General features: G+C 64.5%; 13 protein-coding genes. 11 read left to right on the top strand and 2 right to left on the bottom strand.

Annotated features, from left to right (window positions below):
• Positions 1 to 77: 77 nt before the first annotated feature.
• Positions 78 to 2,495 carry a hypothetical protein gene (locus tag AB7P10_RS09590; RefSeq protein ID WP_428293616.1) on the top strand — a complete coding sequence of 806 codons (2,418 nt, stop codon included), beginning with the start codon at positions 78 to 80 and terminating at the stop codon, positions 2,493 to 2,495.
• A 405-nt stretch (positions 2,496 to 2,900) separates the two neighbouring features.
• Here AB7P10_RS09590 and AB7P10_RS09585 read toward each other — a convergent pair whose 3' ends face one another.
• Positions 2,901 to 4,256 (bottom strand): esterase-like activity of phytase family protein, encoded by a 1,356-nt coding sequence (locus AB7P10_RS09585; protein WP_428293615.1) that lies wholly within the window; start codon positions 4,254 to 4,256, stop codon positions 2,901 to 2,903.
• Positions 4,257 to 4,613: 357 nt separating this feature from the next.
• Here AB7P10_RS09585 and AB7P10_RS09580 point away from each other — a divergent pair, with 357 nt between their 5' ends.
• The 9 genes from AB7P10_RS09580 (at position 4,614) to ehuA (ending at position 11,743) form a co-directional block, all read left to right on the top strand.
• Entirely contained in the window at positions 4,614 to 4,826 is a 213-nt protein-coding gene (locus tag AB7P10_RS09580; protein ID WP_428293614.1) for a hypothetical protein, read from the top strand.
• A gap of 451 nt (positions 4,827 to 5,277) precedes the next feature.
• Positions 5,278 to 5,817, top strand: coding sequence for a diaminobutyrate acetyltransferase (gene ectA / locus AB7P10_RS09575; RefSeq protein ID WP_428293613.1), 540 nt, complete (start codon positions 5,278 to 5,280; stop codon positions 5,815 to 5,817).
• A gap of 89 nt (positions 5,818 to 5,906) precedes the next feature.
• A complete protein-coding gene (gene ectB / locus AB7P10_RS09570) occupies positions 5,907 to 7,202 on the top strand; it encodes a diaminobutyrate--2-oxoglutarate transaminase (RefSeq protein WP_428293612.1) in 1,296 nt (431 codons plus the stop codon).
• A 61-nt stretch (positions 7,203 to 7,263) separates the two neighbouring features.
• Positions 7,264 to 7,653, top strand: coding sequence for an ectoine synthase (locus AB7P10_RS09565; protein ID WP_428293611.1), 390 nt, complete (start codon positions 7,264 to 7,266; stop codon positions 7,651 to 7,653).
• A 14-nt stretch (positions 7,654 to 7,667) separates the two neighbouring features.
• On the top strand, positions 7,668 to 8,609 hold the full coding sequence (gene thpD, locus AB7P10_RS09560; RefSeq protein WP_428293610.1) for an ectoine hydroxylase: 942 nt from the start codon (positions 7,668 to 7,670) through the stop codon (positions 8,607 to 8,609).
• Between the two features lie 23 nt (positions 8,610 to 8,632).
• Positions 8,633 to 9,490 carry an ectoine/hydroxyectoine ABC transporter substrate-binding protein EhuB gene (gene ehuB, locus AB7P10_RS09555; protein ID WP_428293609.1) on the top strand — a complete coding sequence of 286 codons (858 nt, stop codon included), beginning with the start codon at positions 8,633 to 8,635 and terminating at the stop codon, positions 9,488 to 9,490.
• A 95-nt stretch (positions 9,491 to 9,585) separates the two neighbouring features.
• Positions 9,586 to 10,260 (top strand): ectoine/hydroxyectoine ABC transporter permease subunit EhuC, encoded by a 675-nt coding sequence (ehuC, locus tag AB7P10_RS09550; RefSeq protein WP_428293743.1) that lies wholly within the window; start codon positions 9,586 to 9,588, stop codon positions 10,258 to 10,260.
• Entirely contained in the window at positions 10,260 to 10,934 is a 675-nt protein-coding gene (gene ehuD, locus AB7P10_RS09545) for an ectoine/hydroxyectoine ABC transporter permease subunit EhuD (protein WP_428293608.1), read from the top strand. The genes ehuC and ehuD overlap by 1 nt, the downstream gene beginning before the upstream one ends.
• Entirely contained in the window at positions 10,931 to 11,743 is an 813-nt protein-coding gene (gene ehuA, locus AB7P10_RS09540; RefSeq protein ID WP_428293607.1) for an ectoine/hydroxyectoine ABC transporter ATP-binding protein EhuA, read from the top strand. Before ehuD ends, ehuA begins: the two co-directional genes overlap by 4 nt.
• 9 nt (positions 11,744 to 11,752) lie before the next feature.
• On the opposite strand, the gene AB7P10_RS09535 is transcribed toward ehuA, so the two are convergent.
• A complete protein-coding gene (locus AB7P10_RS09535; protein WP_428293606.1) occupies positions 11,753 to 12,796 on the bottom strand; it encodes a serine/threonine protein kinase in 1,044 nt (347 codons plus the stop codon).
• A gap of 46 nt (positions 12,797 to 12,842) precedes the next feature.
• Here AB7P10_RS09535 and AB7P10_RS09530 point away from each other — a divergent pair, with 46 nt between their 5' ends.
• Positions 12,843 to 13,718, top strand: a complete 876-nt coding sequence (locus AB7P10_RS09530) for a class I SAM-dependent methyltransferase (protein WP_428293605.1) — start codon at positions 12,843 to 12,845, stop codon at positions 13,716 to 13,718.
• Positions 13,719 to 13,845: the final 127 nt, after the last annotated feature.

Below are 13,845 nucleotides of genomic sequence, written 5' to 3'. Positions count from 1 at the left end.
GCTACTTTAGGCGTTCCCAGTTGCTCCATCGGGACCAATGACGGAAGCTTAGGTCGGTGTTCTGAAGGAGCCGTGTCATGAGTGAATCCCAGTCGAACGGCATCCTTCTGCGCGTTGGCGCCCTTTACGTGCATGACACCCGCGGCAAGAAGCTGCTCCGGTTCATCGCGCAGCAGGGCGAAGAGCTTCTCTTCAAAGAGGTGGCGCAGAAATGGAGCCAGGTGCCTACACCGGTCCTGCAGTGGCAGCGCGAGCCGACCTTGGAGCTGCGCCGCAAAGGCCGCCTTCAGGACGCTCCTGAGCAGGTCCGGCCGGATTTCATGGCGTGGTCTGACGAGGAACTCACGTTCAAGTTCGAGAGTTCGCGGCGGGGGGTCAACATCGACCGCAATCGGGCATGGGTTGCGAAGCGTGATGACGACATGCTGAAGGTCAAGGAGCTTGTCACGCCAGATGCAATGTTTGCGGCGTACTCCCCCTTGACGAGTCTGCTTGTCATTCGAGAGCACGTTAAGCGTCTTTTAGGCGTCACTGAACCAGACCGCCTCATGGAGCAGGTCGTCCGACGGCTTCTGCACCACTACGCGTGGTACGGGAAGGGCGAGAACGCGCTGCTCGCGATGACGCACCAGCGCGGGCACATGGACGTACTGGTTCGAACGTACAGCACCAAGACAGGCAGACCTAACGCTCTGGTGAGCCTTGGCGCCAGCGAGAGGTACGCCGGTCGCAACATCACCGAGAGCGACCTGCGCAAGTTCATCGACGCGCTCCAGTGCTGGTACGTGAGGATGGACCACTCGCTTCACAAGACGTACGACCTCATGGTCAAGTTCTTGTATGTGCAGAAGACCAAGACGCCAAACGGAAAGGAGGTTGTTTGGCCAATAAGCACTCACAAGATTCCTACCTTTGAGGCGTTTGAGAAGCGCGTGCCGGCGCTCATTCGGATGCTCAAGTTCGATGTTCAGAAGGCAGGACCTAAGGACAGCAAAGAGCTCCAGGAGCACAGAGGATACGACGACGACATCGTCGAGAACTTCGGCGACATCTTCTGCATCGACGCCACTGGTTTCAACAAGGAAGGCGTGCTGGAAATCGAAACCGATGGTGAGACGAAGAACGTTGGACGTGAAACGGCAGTCGTGATTCGAGACCGTAAGTCAGGCGACCCAAGAGGGTGGCACCTCTACACCGGGGCGGAGAGCTGGGACGAAGGCTATCGCCTTGCAATGCTCTGCGCGCTAACGTCCAAGAAGCGGCACTTGGCGTACCTGAAAATTGACGACCCGGGTGCCTGGTCAGACGACGAGAACATTGAGCCACTAGCAGTCGTCGTCGATAACGGCCCTGGCGTGGGCAATGAAGCCAGAGCAGCTTTCGAACGCCAGGACATCCGCGTCCGGCCAACGGGCCGCAACAACCCGCAGCAAAAGGGAGGAAAGGAGGCAATGCTAGGCCGCGCGCAGAACGCGCAGTCGCGTGACCCTGGGGGATTGCGCCGTACCACGCGAGACCGGGACCGCGAAGCTAGGCGGCATGCGAAGGAATTCGCGGCTGAGAACCACTGGGAGATTGAGCGCAAGCTGGTGCTGCACCTCATCGCTGAACGCACGGCCAGGAACAAGCAGCACCTCCTGACCATCGAGATGAAGAAGGACGGGGTGCAGCCCACGTCCCGGGACATTGTGAGGTGGTCTATCCGGAAGCTGGGAGGCGTGCAATCGCGACGCAGTACGGAAGCCGACATCTACCTGAACCTGCTGCGACGCAAGCCGAACGTCGAAGTACTCAGGGCCGGCGTGACGCTCAACAAATCAAAGTACAACTCCCGGCGACTAAGGGATTACCGCCAGTCGATATCAGGCAAGCTCTCCATCACGGTGCTCTATCACCCCAGCCGCCCTGAAGAGGCGTACTGGATTGCTCCGACTGGCGAGTTGGACATTCTGGAGCGTGAGAAGCGCGGTAAACGCCAGTATGGGGTCATGTCGGTGACCGAAATCGAGCTGTGGCATATGCGCGACCGGGCCTCAAGACAGATTGCGCGTCAGAAAGAGCGCGAGTCCACCGCAAGAAGCAAGGGCCTTGTCACCGTCGACCAACACCAGACGCTCTTGAAGATGGCCTCTGCGCTACCGAAACGTCAGCGGACGAAGGCCACCGATGACATTGACGGGAATCGCAAGATTGCTCTGACGCTGCAGCGCGACCAACGCCCGTACGACAAGGAAGAAATTCACGCTCCTCACCTCGCGCAGCAACGCAAGGTAAGCCAGCCCGCTGCGCCGTATGTGAACGCCGCCAAGGGCGCTCGGCCAGCGCCGCCAGCGGCAGCTCCTAGTCAACAGCCGCCGCGCGAGTCTGCGCCTCCCCGTGTCTCCCCCGCTCCACCTCCCGCGCCTTCAGGCGGGGGGCGCGTCCGGTCCGCCGACATCTGGCGTGCGAGGCTTCAGAACGGTCCTATCGACCCGAGCGGGAGCCAGAAGAAATGAGCGACCACCAGACGGTGCAGCGCGTCCACCCTGAGCTTGGAACCGCGGGGCACGAACCAGAAGACCGCTCGATGACTTACAGGCTATCGGCTCAGATGAGTGCGAGGTACGGGCTGGCAGCTAGCCGTGCTGACGGGTTGAGATGTGAGCTTTCCCAGTGGTTTCCGCAGGCGAATGGAGCGAAGTTCAGGGGGGTGCTGAGACCAATCCGGAAGGCGTGGTCAGCACCCGCGGTGGCTGCAAAAAGTGTTTTCTGACAGTAGGTTAGCTATAGGATTCAGCCCTCGGTTTCGCGTTCTGTAGGTCAGTCAATTCACGTTCTGTTTCTGGACCACAAGTTGATTTCGTCCAACGGCCCGGTCACGGTGACCGGGCCTGGCACCAATCGGCGCCTGGCGCCCCCTCTCAGCGAGCCGACAGGAAGTCCGCCACCTCCAGCAGCACGAGCTCGTTGTCGTCGGCCTGGTTGGGGTCGCGGCTGCTGGAGAAGGGCAGGTTGTTGTCGTTGCCCACCACGATGTGGCGCGCATCGACGATGTCGACGTTCTCGATGGTGAAGAACGGGAAGGCGAGCACGCCGTTGGTCAGCGGCTTGCGCGCCAGTCGGTTCGGGTCGGCGATGTTCATCAGGTCGATGTGGGCGATCTTGCGCACCGGGCCGCCCACGTTGGCTTCGCTCAGTTCCACCTTGTAGACGCGCTTGAAGCGGGCGAGGTCGTGGAAGCAGTCGGGGCGCTTGACGGCCTCGGGGCAGGCCTTGTCGACAGTGCCTTCGCCGTTGTCGCGCTCGATGATCAGGCCCTCTGTCGCGTTGATCATGTTGAAGTCTCCGATCGCGTGGTGGTTGGCCTCGAGCACGTACTTCCAGTGGCGGCCAGTCCACTGTTCCGTGGTTACGTCGAACTCCAGCGCGCGCAGGAACTGCTTGCCATCCAGCGCTTCGGGGGCCTTGGTGGCGTCGTCCCACAGCGCGCCTTCGAGCAGGGCATAGAGCTTGCTGCCGTCGGGCGATGCGGCCAGACCCTCATAGCCTTTGGAGCGGCGCGATTGGAACTTGACTTCGCCACCCGGCGCGGCCGGTGCCCGCACCGAAGGGTGGTCGGGCGACACCACCGTCTTGTCATCGACGCGCGTTTCGTACACCGCCTTCACGCGGCCTTTCATGTCGGCCTTGATCAGGTAGGGGCCGAACTCATCGCCCATCCAGAAGTGCCCGTTGGCGATCTGGAAGCCTTCGGTGTCGAAGTCGGAACCCGTCAGGTAGCGTTGCCGGGTGCCCTCGTGCACGATGCGAAAGGGCACCTTCTTGTCAGGGTCGTGCAGGAACACGGTGTTCAGCCGCTCGAACTTTCCGCTCCTGAAATCGACCTTGTAGCGGTTGAGGAACAGCATGAAGTCCGGCGAATTGGCCTTGGACCCCGCGCCGTTGTCGGTCAGCAACCAGTAGCTGCCGTCGGCCATGCGCTTGATGCCCGAATGGCCCTGGACGGGCTGGCCCTTGAAGGGCAGCGATGTGCCGGTGGGCCGGCCGGCGGACAGGCCTTCCACACTGCCCACGGCTTCGACTCGGCTGCCGGTGGTGAACTTGCCACTGACCTTCAGGTCGACGGGTGCGTCCTTGGGGGCGGCGATGAAGGTTCGTGCGGGCAGCAGGGCGTGACCGGCGAGCGTGGCCGAATGGGCGGGTTGGGTTTGGGCCTGTGCGGCGTGACTCAGGCAGGCTGCCGCCAGGGCGAACAGGGTGGATGTGCGCAGGTTCATGTGGATGTGCTTTCGGTTGTGCCAAGGGTCATGTTGCGGCCGCGGGGGGCCGATGCCTCGGCGCGGGCCACCTGCGCAGCTTGCAGGGCTGGCTTGACAACCGTGCGTCAAAGGGATGACGCCGCGTTGACGGGGTCGGGTGTTGGAACCGCCGACCGGTGCGTTTTCACCGAGAAGAATTTCACGCCGCGCCCGATGCCGTCACGCTGTTGCATTCCGCCTGTCAAACGCCTGTGGCAGCATGGTTTGCAGGCCCGGGCTGAACGCTTCGTCAAGCCTTGGTGCCGGTGCGAGACACCCGGTCTCGCGTGCAATGGGGATGCGGCGTCGGGCTGAATCGACGGTGGGGAGTTGTGCATGTTCACCTACATGATCTATGGCGTTCTTCGCGGTTCTAGCGAGGGTCTGATGTTTCACAGCTGCGTGCCCGATCTGGGGCAACACCCCGAGTTGTGGGCGGACGAGTGCCCGTTTCCGATCAACAGTGTGGAGCTTGCGCGCATCGAAATCGCTCCGGGCGTGGCTCCATCCGAAGTAGCCAACTTGCCCCGGATTCCCTACGCCACCTGAAACTGCCGCCCGGTGGTGGCGTTGCCGCCATGGTCATGGTGATACCGGCGCATTGGGCCCAGAGCTCGCTGACCAAAGGGGGCAAGGGCATGCCGATGCGGCGCATGCCGATGGTGCCAATGCGGAGTGCTCGAGGTGCAGTTCTGCGTGGACCAGGGCACATCCGTTCTGGTCTTTGAAACATCGGGTTGCATTGAACGGCATATCGGGTTAACCTAAAAAAGGACGAGGCGCACAGCCCTTGTTCCTTTGGCTTCCCGATGCGGCGCACGCGCCGTGTCCCCGCAGTGAGGCCGATGATCGTTCAACGGCCAGTTGGTCGCTTGAGTTTTTTTGTAGGCCTGCGAGTGCAGGCCGGCCAGCCGCGGTGCCCGCCCATGTGGCGTTGACGCGGTGTGGCACGTTCGGGTGCGAAGGGCGCACGGAGCGTGTCACCAAGACAACCCATGGCATGACCAGTACCACCGTCGAGCATCCGACCGCACCCGCCATTTCCCTTTCCTTTCGCGCTGCCCAACCCCACGATGGCGCTGACCTGTGGCGTGTGGCGCAAGCCAGCGGCACGCTCGAAGTCAATTCGGCGTACTTCTACCTGCTGTTCGCTTCCGATTTCGCGGGCACGTGTCTGGTGGCGGAGCACCAGGACCGTGTCGTTGGCATGGTCGTTGGTTACCGCCCGCCGAACGAACCACAGGCTGCCTTTGTCTGGCAGGTCGGTCTGTTGCCTGAGTACCAGGGCAAAGGTCTGGGTCTGCAACTCCTGCAACGCTGGCTGGCGTTGCCGGCGCTGTCCGGTTGTTCGTTCGTGACCGCAACCGTGGCGGACGACAACCCCGCGTCGCAGGCGCTGTTCCGGCGGCTGGCGCGCGCGTTCAACGTGGCCTGTGAAGAGACACCTCGATTCACGGCCGACATGTTCCCCCATGAGCACCCGCCCGAGCCGTTGTTTCGGATCGGTCCCATCCAGCGCGGCGCTTCGCCGCGCGCCTGAACCCGAGCGCCAGCCGGCGTTCTTTTCTGCGTTTGTCAAAGGGAGGCCCTTGGTCACACCCGCGCAGACCAACCCCAGAAGGAAGACAGATGAACACGTTTGAAGAATTCGAGTCCGAAGTGCGAGGCTATTGCCGCAGTTTCCCGACTGTCTTCAGCAGCGCCAAAGGCGCCTGGATGACCGACACCGCGGGGGAGCGCTACCTGGACTTTTTTGCCGGTGCCGGCGTGCTCAACTACGGCCACAACCCGGACAAGATCAAGCAGGCCTTGCTGGGCTACCTGATGCGCGACGGCATCACCCACACGCTGGACATGTACAGCCAGGCCAAGCAGCGTTTCATCGAGCGCTTCAACGAGGTGATTCTTCAGCCGCGTGGCCTGCACTACAAGTTCCAGTTCCCCGGCCCCACCGGCACCAACGCGGTGGAGGCGGCGCTGAAACTGGCGCGCAAGGTGACGGGCCGCGAACAGGTGGTGGGCTTCACCAACGCATTCCACGGCATGACGCTGGGCGCGCTGGCGGTGACGGGCAACAGCTTCAAGCGTGCCGGCGCCGGCGTGCCGCTGGGCCACACGGCCTCGGTTCCGTTCGACGGTTACCTCGGTCAGGACGTCGACACGCTGAACTACTTCGAGGCCATGCTGCACGACAGCGGCAGCGGCATGGACAAGCCGGCCGCTGTGATTGTGGAGACGGTGCAGGCCGAGGGCGGCGTCAACGTGGCGAGTGTGGAATGGCTGCAGCGCCTGCGCCAGATCACGGCCGAGCACGACATCGTGCTGATCGTCGACGACATCCAGGTCGGCTGCGGCCGCACCGGCTCGTTCTTCAGCTTTGAGGAAGCCGGCATCGTGCCGGACATCGTCACCCTGTCCAAGTCGCTCTCGGGTTATGGCCTGCCGCTGGCGCTGGTGCTGATCAGACCCGAACTCGATCAATGGGCGCCGGGGGAACACAACGGCACCTTCCGTGGCCATTGCCCGGCGTTCGTGACGGCGACCGCGGCGCTGACCTTCTGGGAAGACGGGCGCTTGCAGCAGGCGGTGGCAAGGAAAGGTCAGACAGTGCAGCGCCGACTGGAGCGGATGGCGAAGAAGCTCGCTCCCGACGCCCGGGTGCGCGGACGCGGCCTCATCTGGGGCATCGAATTCAGCGACACCGCGCTGGCCTCGCGCGTCTCGAAAGCCTGCTTCGAGCGCGGTCTGATCATCGAGACCGCAGGCATTGACGACCAGGTGCTGAAGATCCTGCCGAGCCTGACCATCAGCGAGGACGAACTGCAGCACGGCCTTGATGTGATCGAGGACAGCCTGTCGGCCGTTCTCAACGGGACCGATGGCGCAACGAGTGCGGAGGCGAACGCCCTGGCCGAGGCCGCCTGATCAGCGCGCCACTTATCCGGACACCCAACCATTCGCTTACAGAAAACAAGGAGCCTTTTCCATGATCGTGAAACACCTCGATGACGTCCTCAACACCGCCGCCGACGTAGACACCGAGGGCTGGACCAGCCGCCGTCTGATCTACAAGGACGCGGGCATGGGCTACTCGGTGAACGACACCATCATCAAGCCCGGCGCCGAACTCGAAATGCAATACCGGAACCACCTGGAGACCGTGTACTGCATCGAAGGCGCGGGCGAGATCACCGACCTGGCCACGGGCGAGACACACCCGATTCGCGTGGGCACGCTCTACGCGCTCAACAAGCACGACCACCACGTCCTGCGCGCCAACAAGGGCACGCACATGCGCATGGTGTGCGTGTTCAACCCGCCGCTGACGGGCCGCGAAGTGCACGACGCCACCGGCGCGTACGCGCTGGCAGACTGACAGGGGGAAACCACATGATGAGCATGACCGCCATGGGTGCGGCGAAACCGGTTCTGGCGAAGCCGCGCGCCGACGACCGCTACCCCTCGCGCTTCGGTGCGCAGGGCCAGATGAAGGACCGCTTGGACCCGGTCGTGTGGGGCACGCCCGAGCAGGGCTCGCTGAGCAACAGCCAGTTGCTGTTTTACGAGGACAACGGCTATCTGAACTTCGACCAGTTGCTCGCGCCCGACGAAGTGCAGGCCTGCCTGGCCGAATTGCAGCGGCTGCGCGGTGACGAGGCGATCAAGAAGACCAGCGAAGCGGTGGTCGAACCGGGCAGCCGCGAACTGCGCTCGCTGTTCGCGGTGCATCGCAGCAGCGACGTGTTGAAGGCCTTGTGCGAGCACCCCAAGCTGGTGGCCATTGCCCGGCAGTTGCTGGGCAGCGATGTCTACATCCACCAGTCTCGCATCAACTACAAGGGGGGCTTTCGCGGCAAGGAGTTCTACTGGCATTCGGACTTCGAGACCTGGCACGTGGAGGACGGCGTGCCCGCCATGCGTTTGCTGAGCTGCTCCATCGCACTGACAGCGAACACGCCATACAACGGGCCGCTGATGATCGTGCCCGGTTCGCACCAGCGCTATGTGACCTGCGTGGGCGCCACACCCGAGGACCATTACAAGCATTCGCTCAAGCAGCAGGAGGTGGGCGTGCCCGACGACGGTTGCCTCACGCGTCTGGTGCAGGATTTCGGCATCACCGCGCCCACCGGCCTGGCCGGATCGGTCACCTTCTTCGACTGCAACGTGATGCATGGATCAAGTTCCAACATCACGCCACTGCCACGCAGCAACGTGTTCGTGGTCTACAACAGCGTGCACAACACGCCGGTCGATCCCTTCTGCGGCCTGGCGCCGCGCCCCAACTTCATCGCGGAACGGCGGGACTTCACGCCTGTTGGCGAACGCTGAGTCTTGATCAAGGAGAACGCATCATGAAAGCACCGACCCCCATCCGCCGCACCGTTCTGGGCCTGCTGGGCGCCGCCGCCCTGGCCACCTGCGGGCTGGCCAGCGCGCAGACCACGCTGGAGAAGCTCCGCGAGCAGGGTTTCATTCGCGTCGGCTTCGCCAACGAGGCCCCGTACTCGTACGCCAACGCCTCGGGCCAGCTCACGGGCGAGTCGCCCACCGTGTTCAAGCACGTCATGCAGAAGCTGGGTGTGAAGGAAGTCGATGGCGTGCTGACCGAATGGGGTGCGCTGATTCCGGGGCTGAAGGCCGGGCGCTTCGACGCCATCGTGGCGTCCATGTACATCACGCCCAAGCGCTGCGAGCAGATCATCTTCGCCGAGCCTACGTACGGTGTGGGCGAGGCGCTGGTGGTCAAGACCGGCAATCCGGATGGCGTGAGCACGTACGCCGACGCGGTCTCCAAAGGCAAGAGCATTGCCTTCGTGGCCGGAACGGCCGAGATCGAGCACGGCAAGCTCGCCGGCATGAAACGCGAGCAGCAGATGGTGGTGCCCGATTTCGCGGCCGCCGTGGCTGCCGTCAAGGCGGGCCGTGCGTCGGCTGCCGCTTTTACGTCGCTCACGGCGAAGGACCTGGCCGGCAAGGATGACGGCCTGGAGCGCGCACAGCCCTTCACCTTCACCCATGACGGAAAGATCTACAAGGGCGAGGGCTCTTTTGGCTTCCGCCCCGAAGACACCAGCCTGCGCGACGCGGTCAACGCCGAGCTGGCCAAGTTCATCGGCACCGAGCAGCACCTGGCCATGGTCGCGAAGTTCGGCTTCGACAAGTCGAACCTGCCCGAGAAAACCGCAGCCCAGCATTGCGCGGGTGACTGAATGAGCGCGCCCGACGAGGTCGCGCCGTGACGTCCGCTCCGCGCGCCTCCCCGGTGTGGGTGGCCACCGTGCTCGTCAGCTTCGTGGCGGGCCTGGTGGTCGCGAGCTTCGCGGGTTTCCGCGAGTTCCTGCCGGAGCTGCTGCGTGGCGCCCAGGTCACCGTGACGGTGGCGCTGGGCGGCGCGCTGCTGGCCACCGCGATGGCCGTGCTCGCCGGCCTGGCGAAGCTGTATGGACCCCGTCCATTGCGCTGGCTCGCCAAGGCGTACATCGAGACCTTTCGCGGCACCTCCGCGCTGGTTCAGCTGTTCTGGCTGTTCTTCGTGCTGCCGCACTTCGGCATCACGCTGGGACCGATGACGGTGGGCATCGTCGCCCTGGGTCTCAATGTCGGCGCGTACGGGGCCGAGGTGGTGCGCGGCGCCATCCAGGCCATGCCGCGGGGCCAGTGGGAAGCCTGCACCGCGCTGAACTTCAGCCGCACCGAGGCGCTGCGGCACGTCATCCTGCCCCAGGCCTTCGTGGCCATGATCCCGCCATGGGGCAACCTGCTGATCGAGCTGCTCAAGGCCACGTCGTTGGTCTCGCTCATCACCCTGTCGGACCTGACCTTCAAGGCGCAGCAGATCAACCAGAACACCCTGCGCACTTTTGAGGTGTTCTCGCTCGTGTTGCTGATGTACCTGGTGCTTTCCGTGCTGATCACGCTGGGCGTGCGCGGTCTCGAGAAGCGCGCCACGCGCGGCCTGCGGCGCGGAAGGGTGGCCTGATGGGAACGATCTGGGACTGGGGCTACGCCTGGGAGGTGCTGCCCATTCTGGCCGAGGCGTCGCTGGTCACCATCAAGGCCACCGTGATGGGTTTCGGTCTGGCCCTGGTGGTGGGCCTCGTGCTGGCCATCGGGCGCATGGCGGGGCCAGGGTGGTCGCGGCTGGCGGTGGGTGGCGTGGTCGAATTCATCCGCTCGACGCCCCTGCTGATCCAGATCTTCTTCCTGTACTACGTCATGCCGGAATTCGGCCTGGCGATGGACGCCATGCTCACCGGCGTGCTGGCCCTGGGCCTGCACTATGGCGCGTATTGCTCCGAGGTCTATCGCGCTGGTCTGGAGAACGTGCCCAAGGGTCAGTGGGAGGCTTCGATCGCGCTGAACCTGTCGCCCTGGACCACCTTCAAGGACGTCATCCTGCCGCAGGCGATTCCTCCCGTGGTGCCCGCACTGGGCAACTACCTGGTGGCGCTGTTCAAGGAAACGCCGTTGTTGTCCGTCATCGCCGTGCTCGAACTCATGCAGACCGCCAAGATCCTGGGCTCCGAGAGTTTCCAGTACACCGAGCCCATCACCCTGGTGGGCCTGTTCTTCCTGGTCTTCAGCCTGGTCTCCGCCGCACTGATCCGGCAGCTCGAACAGCACCTCAACCGACGCAGGACGACGCGCACATGAACAACCAACCAGCCCCTGGCCCGGGACCCGCCGATGGCGCGCCCATGGTGCGCTTCGCCGAAGTCACCAAGCGCTATGGCGAACTGACCGTGCTCGACCGGCTCGACCTGGACATCGCCCCGAATGAGAAGGTCGCCATCATCGGCCCCTCGGGTTCGGGCAAGACCACGGTGCTGCGCATGCTCATGACGCTGGAGACCATCGACGGTGGCGTGATCTGGGTCGGTGGCGAACCGCTGACACACATGCGGCGCGGTCAGACGCTCGCGCCCGCTGACGCAGCCCACCTGCGGCGCATGCGCGCCCAGGTCGGCATGGTGTTCCAGCAGTTCAACCTGTTTCCACACATGTCGGCGCTGAAGAACTGCATGCAGGCCCCCATGACTGTGCTCGGCCTGGGGGCGGACGAAGCCCGCGAGCGCGCGGGCGAGTTGCTGCGCATGGTGGGTCTGGGCGACAAGATCGACCACTACCCGGCGCAGCTCTCTGGCGGGCAGCAGCAGCGCGTGGCGATCGCGCGCGCGCTGGCCATGCGGCCCAGGGTGATGCTGTTCGACGAAGTCACGTCCGCGCTGGACCCCGAGCTGTGCGGCGAGGTGCTCAACGTGATCCGGGAACTGGGTCAGGCGCATGACCTGACCATGCTGATGGTCACCCACCAGATGGGCTTTGCGCGCGAATTCGCCGACCGCGTCTGCTTCTTCGATCAGGGCCGCATCGTCGAGCAGGGCCCGGCGCAGGCCTTCTTCGAGAACCCGCAAAGCGAGCGCACGCGGCAATTCCTTCGGGCGGTGATGGACGCGGTCTGAGCCGACAGCTCAGGCCATCAGCGGCTCGCCCTGCATCTCCTCGATCTGCTCGACCAGCATGTCCACCTGGCCTTGCCAGTAGTCGCGGCTGCCGAACCAGGGGAAATTGATCGGGAAGGCGGGGTCGTCCCAGCGGCGCGCGATCCAGGCGCTGTAGTGGATCAGGCGCAGCGTGCGCAGCGGCTCGATCAGCGCGAGTTCGCGCCGGTCGAACGGGCGGAACTGCTCGTAGCCATCGATCAGCGCGCCGAGTTTCTGCGTCTGCTGGCGGCGGTCGCCGCTGAGCAGCATCCACAGGTCCTGCACGGCGGGGCCGGTGCGCGCGTCGTCGAGGTCCACGAAGTGCGGGCCGGCGCCGGGCTGGCCCTCGGGCGTCCACAGGATGTTGCCCGGGTGGCAGTCACCATGCAGGCGGATGCGTCGAATGTCATCTTCGGCATTCACCGTCGTACCGGGCTTGAGCACCGCGTGCGCCTCGATCAGCGCAAGGGCTTCATCCAGTGCGCTGGCCCAGGCCGTGCGCACCTCTTTGGCGATCGCGCCGTGGTCCATCAACCAGTCGCGCGGCTCGTGCGCGAAACTCGCGGCATCCAGCGCGGGCCGCTCGACAAACGGCCGCGCCGCACCCACGCTGTGGATGCGGGCGAGGAAACGCCCCGTCCATTCGAGCACCTCGAAGTCTTCCAGCTCGGGTCGGCGGCCACCACGGCGCGGGCTGACCGAGAAGGCAAAGCCATTGAAGTGGTGCAGCGTCTCGCCCTGCACGCGCAGCGGTGGCACGGCGGGGATTTCTGCCGCCACGAGTTCTTCCGCGAAGGCGTGCTCTTCCGCGATCTGCGCATCGCTCCAGCGCCCGGGCCGGTAGAACTTCGCCACCACATCGGCCACTCCATCCACCGGCGACTCCAGGTGGATCTGGTAGACCCGGTTCTCGAAGCTGTTGAGTGCGCTCATGCGCCCGTCGCCCCACAGGCCGATGTGGGCCAGCGCGTCCTGCACCACGTCGGGTGTGAGAGCGCTGTAAGGGTGGTGGCTGTCGTGCGGGGAGGTCATGCGCGATTGTCGCCGCTGGGGCGGTGCACCTCTCTATGATCGGCGCATGTCGAAATACAAGGCCTCCGCGCGCCCCGCGCCTACCCTGCAAGAGCAACTGCCCGAGCTGCGGCCGGGCCAGTCCATCGCGCTGCTGCAGGAGCTGCACATTCTCACGCGCGAAGGCAAGCTCAACCAAGACACGCGGCGCAAGCTCAAGCAGGTTTACCACCTGGTGCAGTTCATCGAACCGTTGTTGGCCGAGGTCCTGGCCGCGCGCGGCGACGTGACGCTGGCCGACCACGGTGCGGGCAAATCGTACCTGGGCTTCATCCTGTACGACCTGTTCTTCAAGGACAAGACCACCGGGCGCGTGACCGGCGTGGAAACGCGCGCGGAACTGGTCGAGAAATCGAAAGCCCTGGCAGGCCAGCTCGGCTTCCACCGCATGGATTTTCTGGCCACCACGGTGCAGCGGGCGCTCACCGACCCCGCGCTGCCCGCCACCATCGACGTCGTGACGGCGCTGCACGCCTGCGACACGGCCACCGACGACGCCATCCGCTTCGGGCTGGCGAAACAGGCCAGCCACATGGTGCTGGTGCCGTGCTGCCAGGCGGAGGTGGCGGGCGTGATGCGCAGGCACAAGGCGCTGAGCCTGTCGCGCACGCCGTTGGCCGAACTGTGGCGCCACCCGCTGCACACGCGCGAATTCGGCAGCCAGATCACCAACGTGCTGCGCTGCCTGCAGCTCGAAGCCCATGGTTACACGGTCACGGTGACCGAGCTGGTGGGGTGGGAACACTCCATGAAGAACGAACTGATCCTCGCCCGTAGAATGCACCCGGACCGCCCAGGTGCCCGTGAAAGGGCCCGGCTTCGCCTGGAGCAGGTGCTCGACGAGCTGCACCTGCGAGAACTCGCGCAGCGCTTCGCGGTCTGACATCCCTCGTGGCCGGCACGTCTGGCCGCAGTTTCCGATTCGAGTCCCGGTTTTCGATGCAGCGTTTCGCTGACGCCGGGTTGCCTGCAGCGTCGCCGTTGCGCCACGCACCGCCCCAGGCCACCAA

The organism is Hydrogenophaga sp. (assembly GCF_050182545.1).
Lineage (GTDB): Bacteria > Pseudomonadota > Gammaproteobacteria > Burkholderiales > Burkholderiaceae_C > Hydrogenophaga.
Note: the sequence above shows the minus strand (reverse complement) of the source record. Positions and strands in the feature narration are given on the sequence as shown.

Coding starts and splice junctions, on each gene's coding strand:
- AB7P10_RS09590 (WP_428293616.1), top strand. CDS start 78: ATGAGTGAATCCCAGTCGAACGGCATCCTTCTGCGCGTTGGCGCCCTT.
- AB7P10_RS09585 (WP_428293615.1), bottom strand. CDS start 4,256: ATGAACCTGCGCACATCCACCCTGTTCGCCCTGGCGGCAGCCTGCCTG.
- AB7P10_RS09580 (WP_428293614.1), top strand. CDS start 4,614: ATGTTCACCTACATGATCTATGGCGTTCTTCGCGGTTCTAGCGAGGGT.
- ectA (WP_428293613.1), top strand. CDS start 5,278: ATGACCAGTACCACCGTCGAGCATCCGACCGCACCCGCCATTTCCCTT.
- ectB (WP_428293612.1), top strand. CDS start 5,907: ATGAACACGTTTGAAGAATTCGAGTCCGAAGTGCGAGGCTATTGCCGC.
- AB7P10_RS09565 (WP_428293611.1), top strand. CDS start 7,264: ATGATCGTGAAACACCTCGATGACGTCCTCAACACCGCCGCCGACGTA.
- thpD (WP_428293610.1), top strand. CDS start 7,668: ATGATGAGCATGACCGCCATGGGTGCGGCGAAACCGGTTCTGGCGAAG.
- ehuB (WP_428293609.1), top strand. CDS start 8,633: ATGAAAGCACCGACCCCCATCCGCCGCACCGTTCTGGGCCTGCTGGGC.
- ehuD (WP_428293608.1), top strand. CDS start 10,260: ATGGGAACGATCTGGGACTGGGGCTACGCCTGGGAGGTGCTGCCCATT.
- ehuA (WP_428293607.1), top strand. CDS start 10,931: ATGAACAACCAACCAGCCCCTGGCCCGGGACCCGCCGATGGCGCGCCC.
- AB7P10_RS09535 (WP_428293606.1), bottom strand. CDS start 12,796: ATGACCTCCCCGCACGACAGCCACCACCCTTACAGCGCTCTCACACCC.
- AB7P10_RS09530 (WP_428293605.1), top strand. CDS start 12,843: ATGTCGAAATACAAGGCCTCCGCGCGCCCCGCGCCTACCCTGCAAGAG.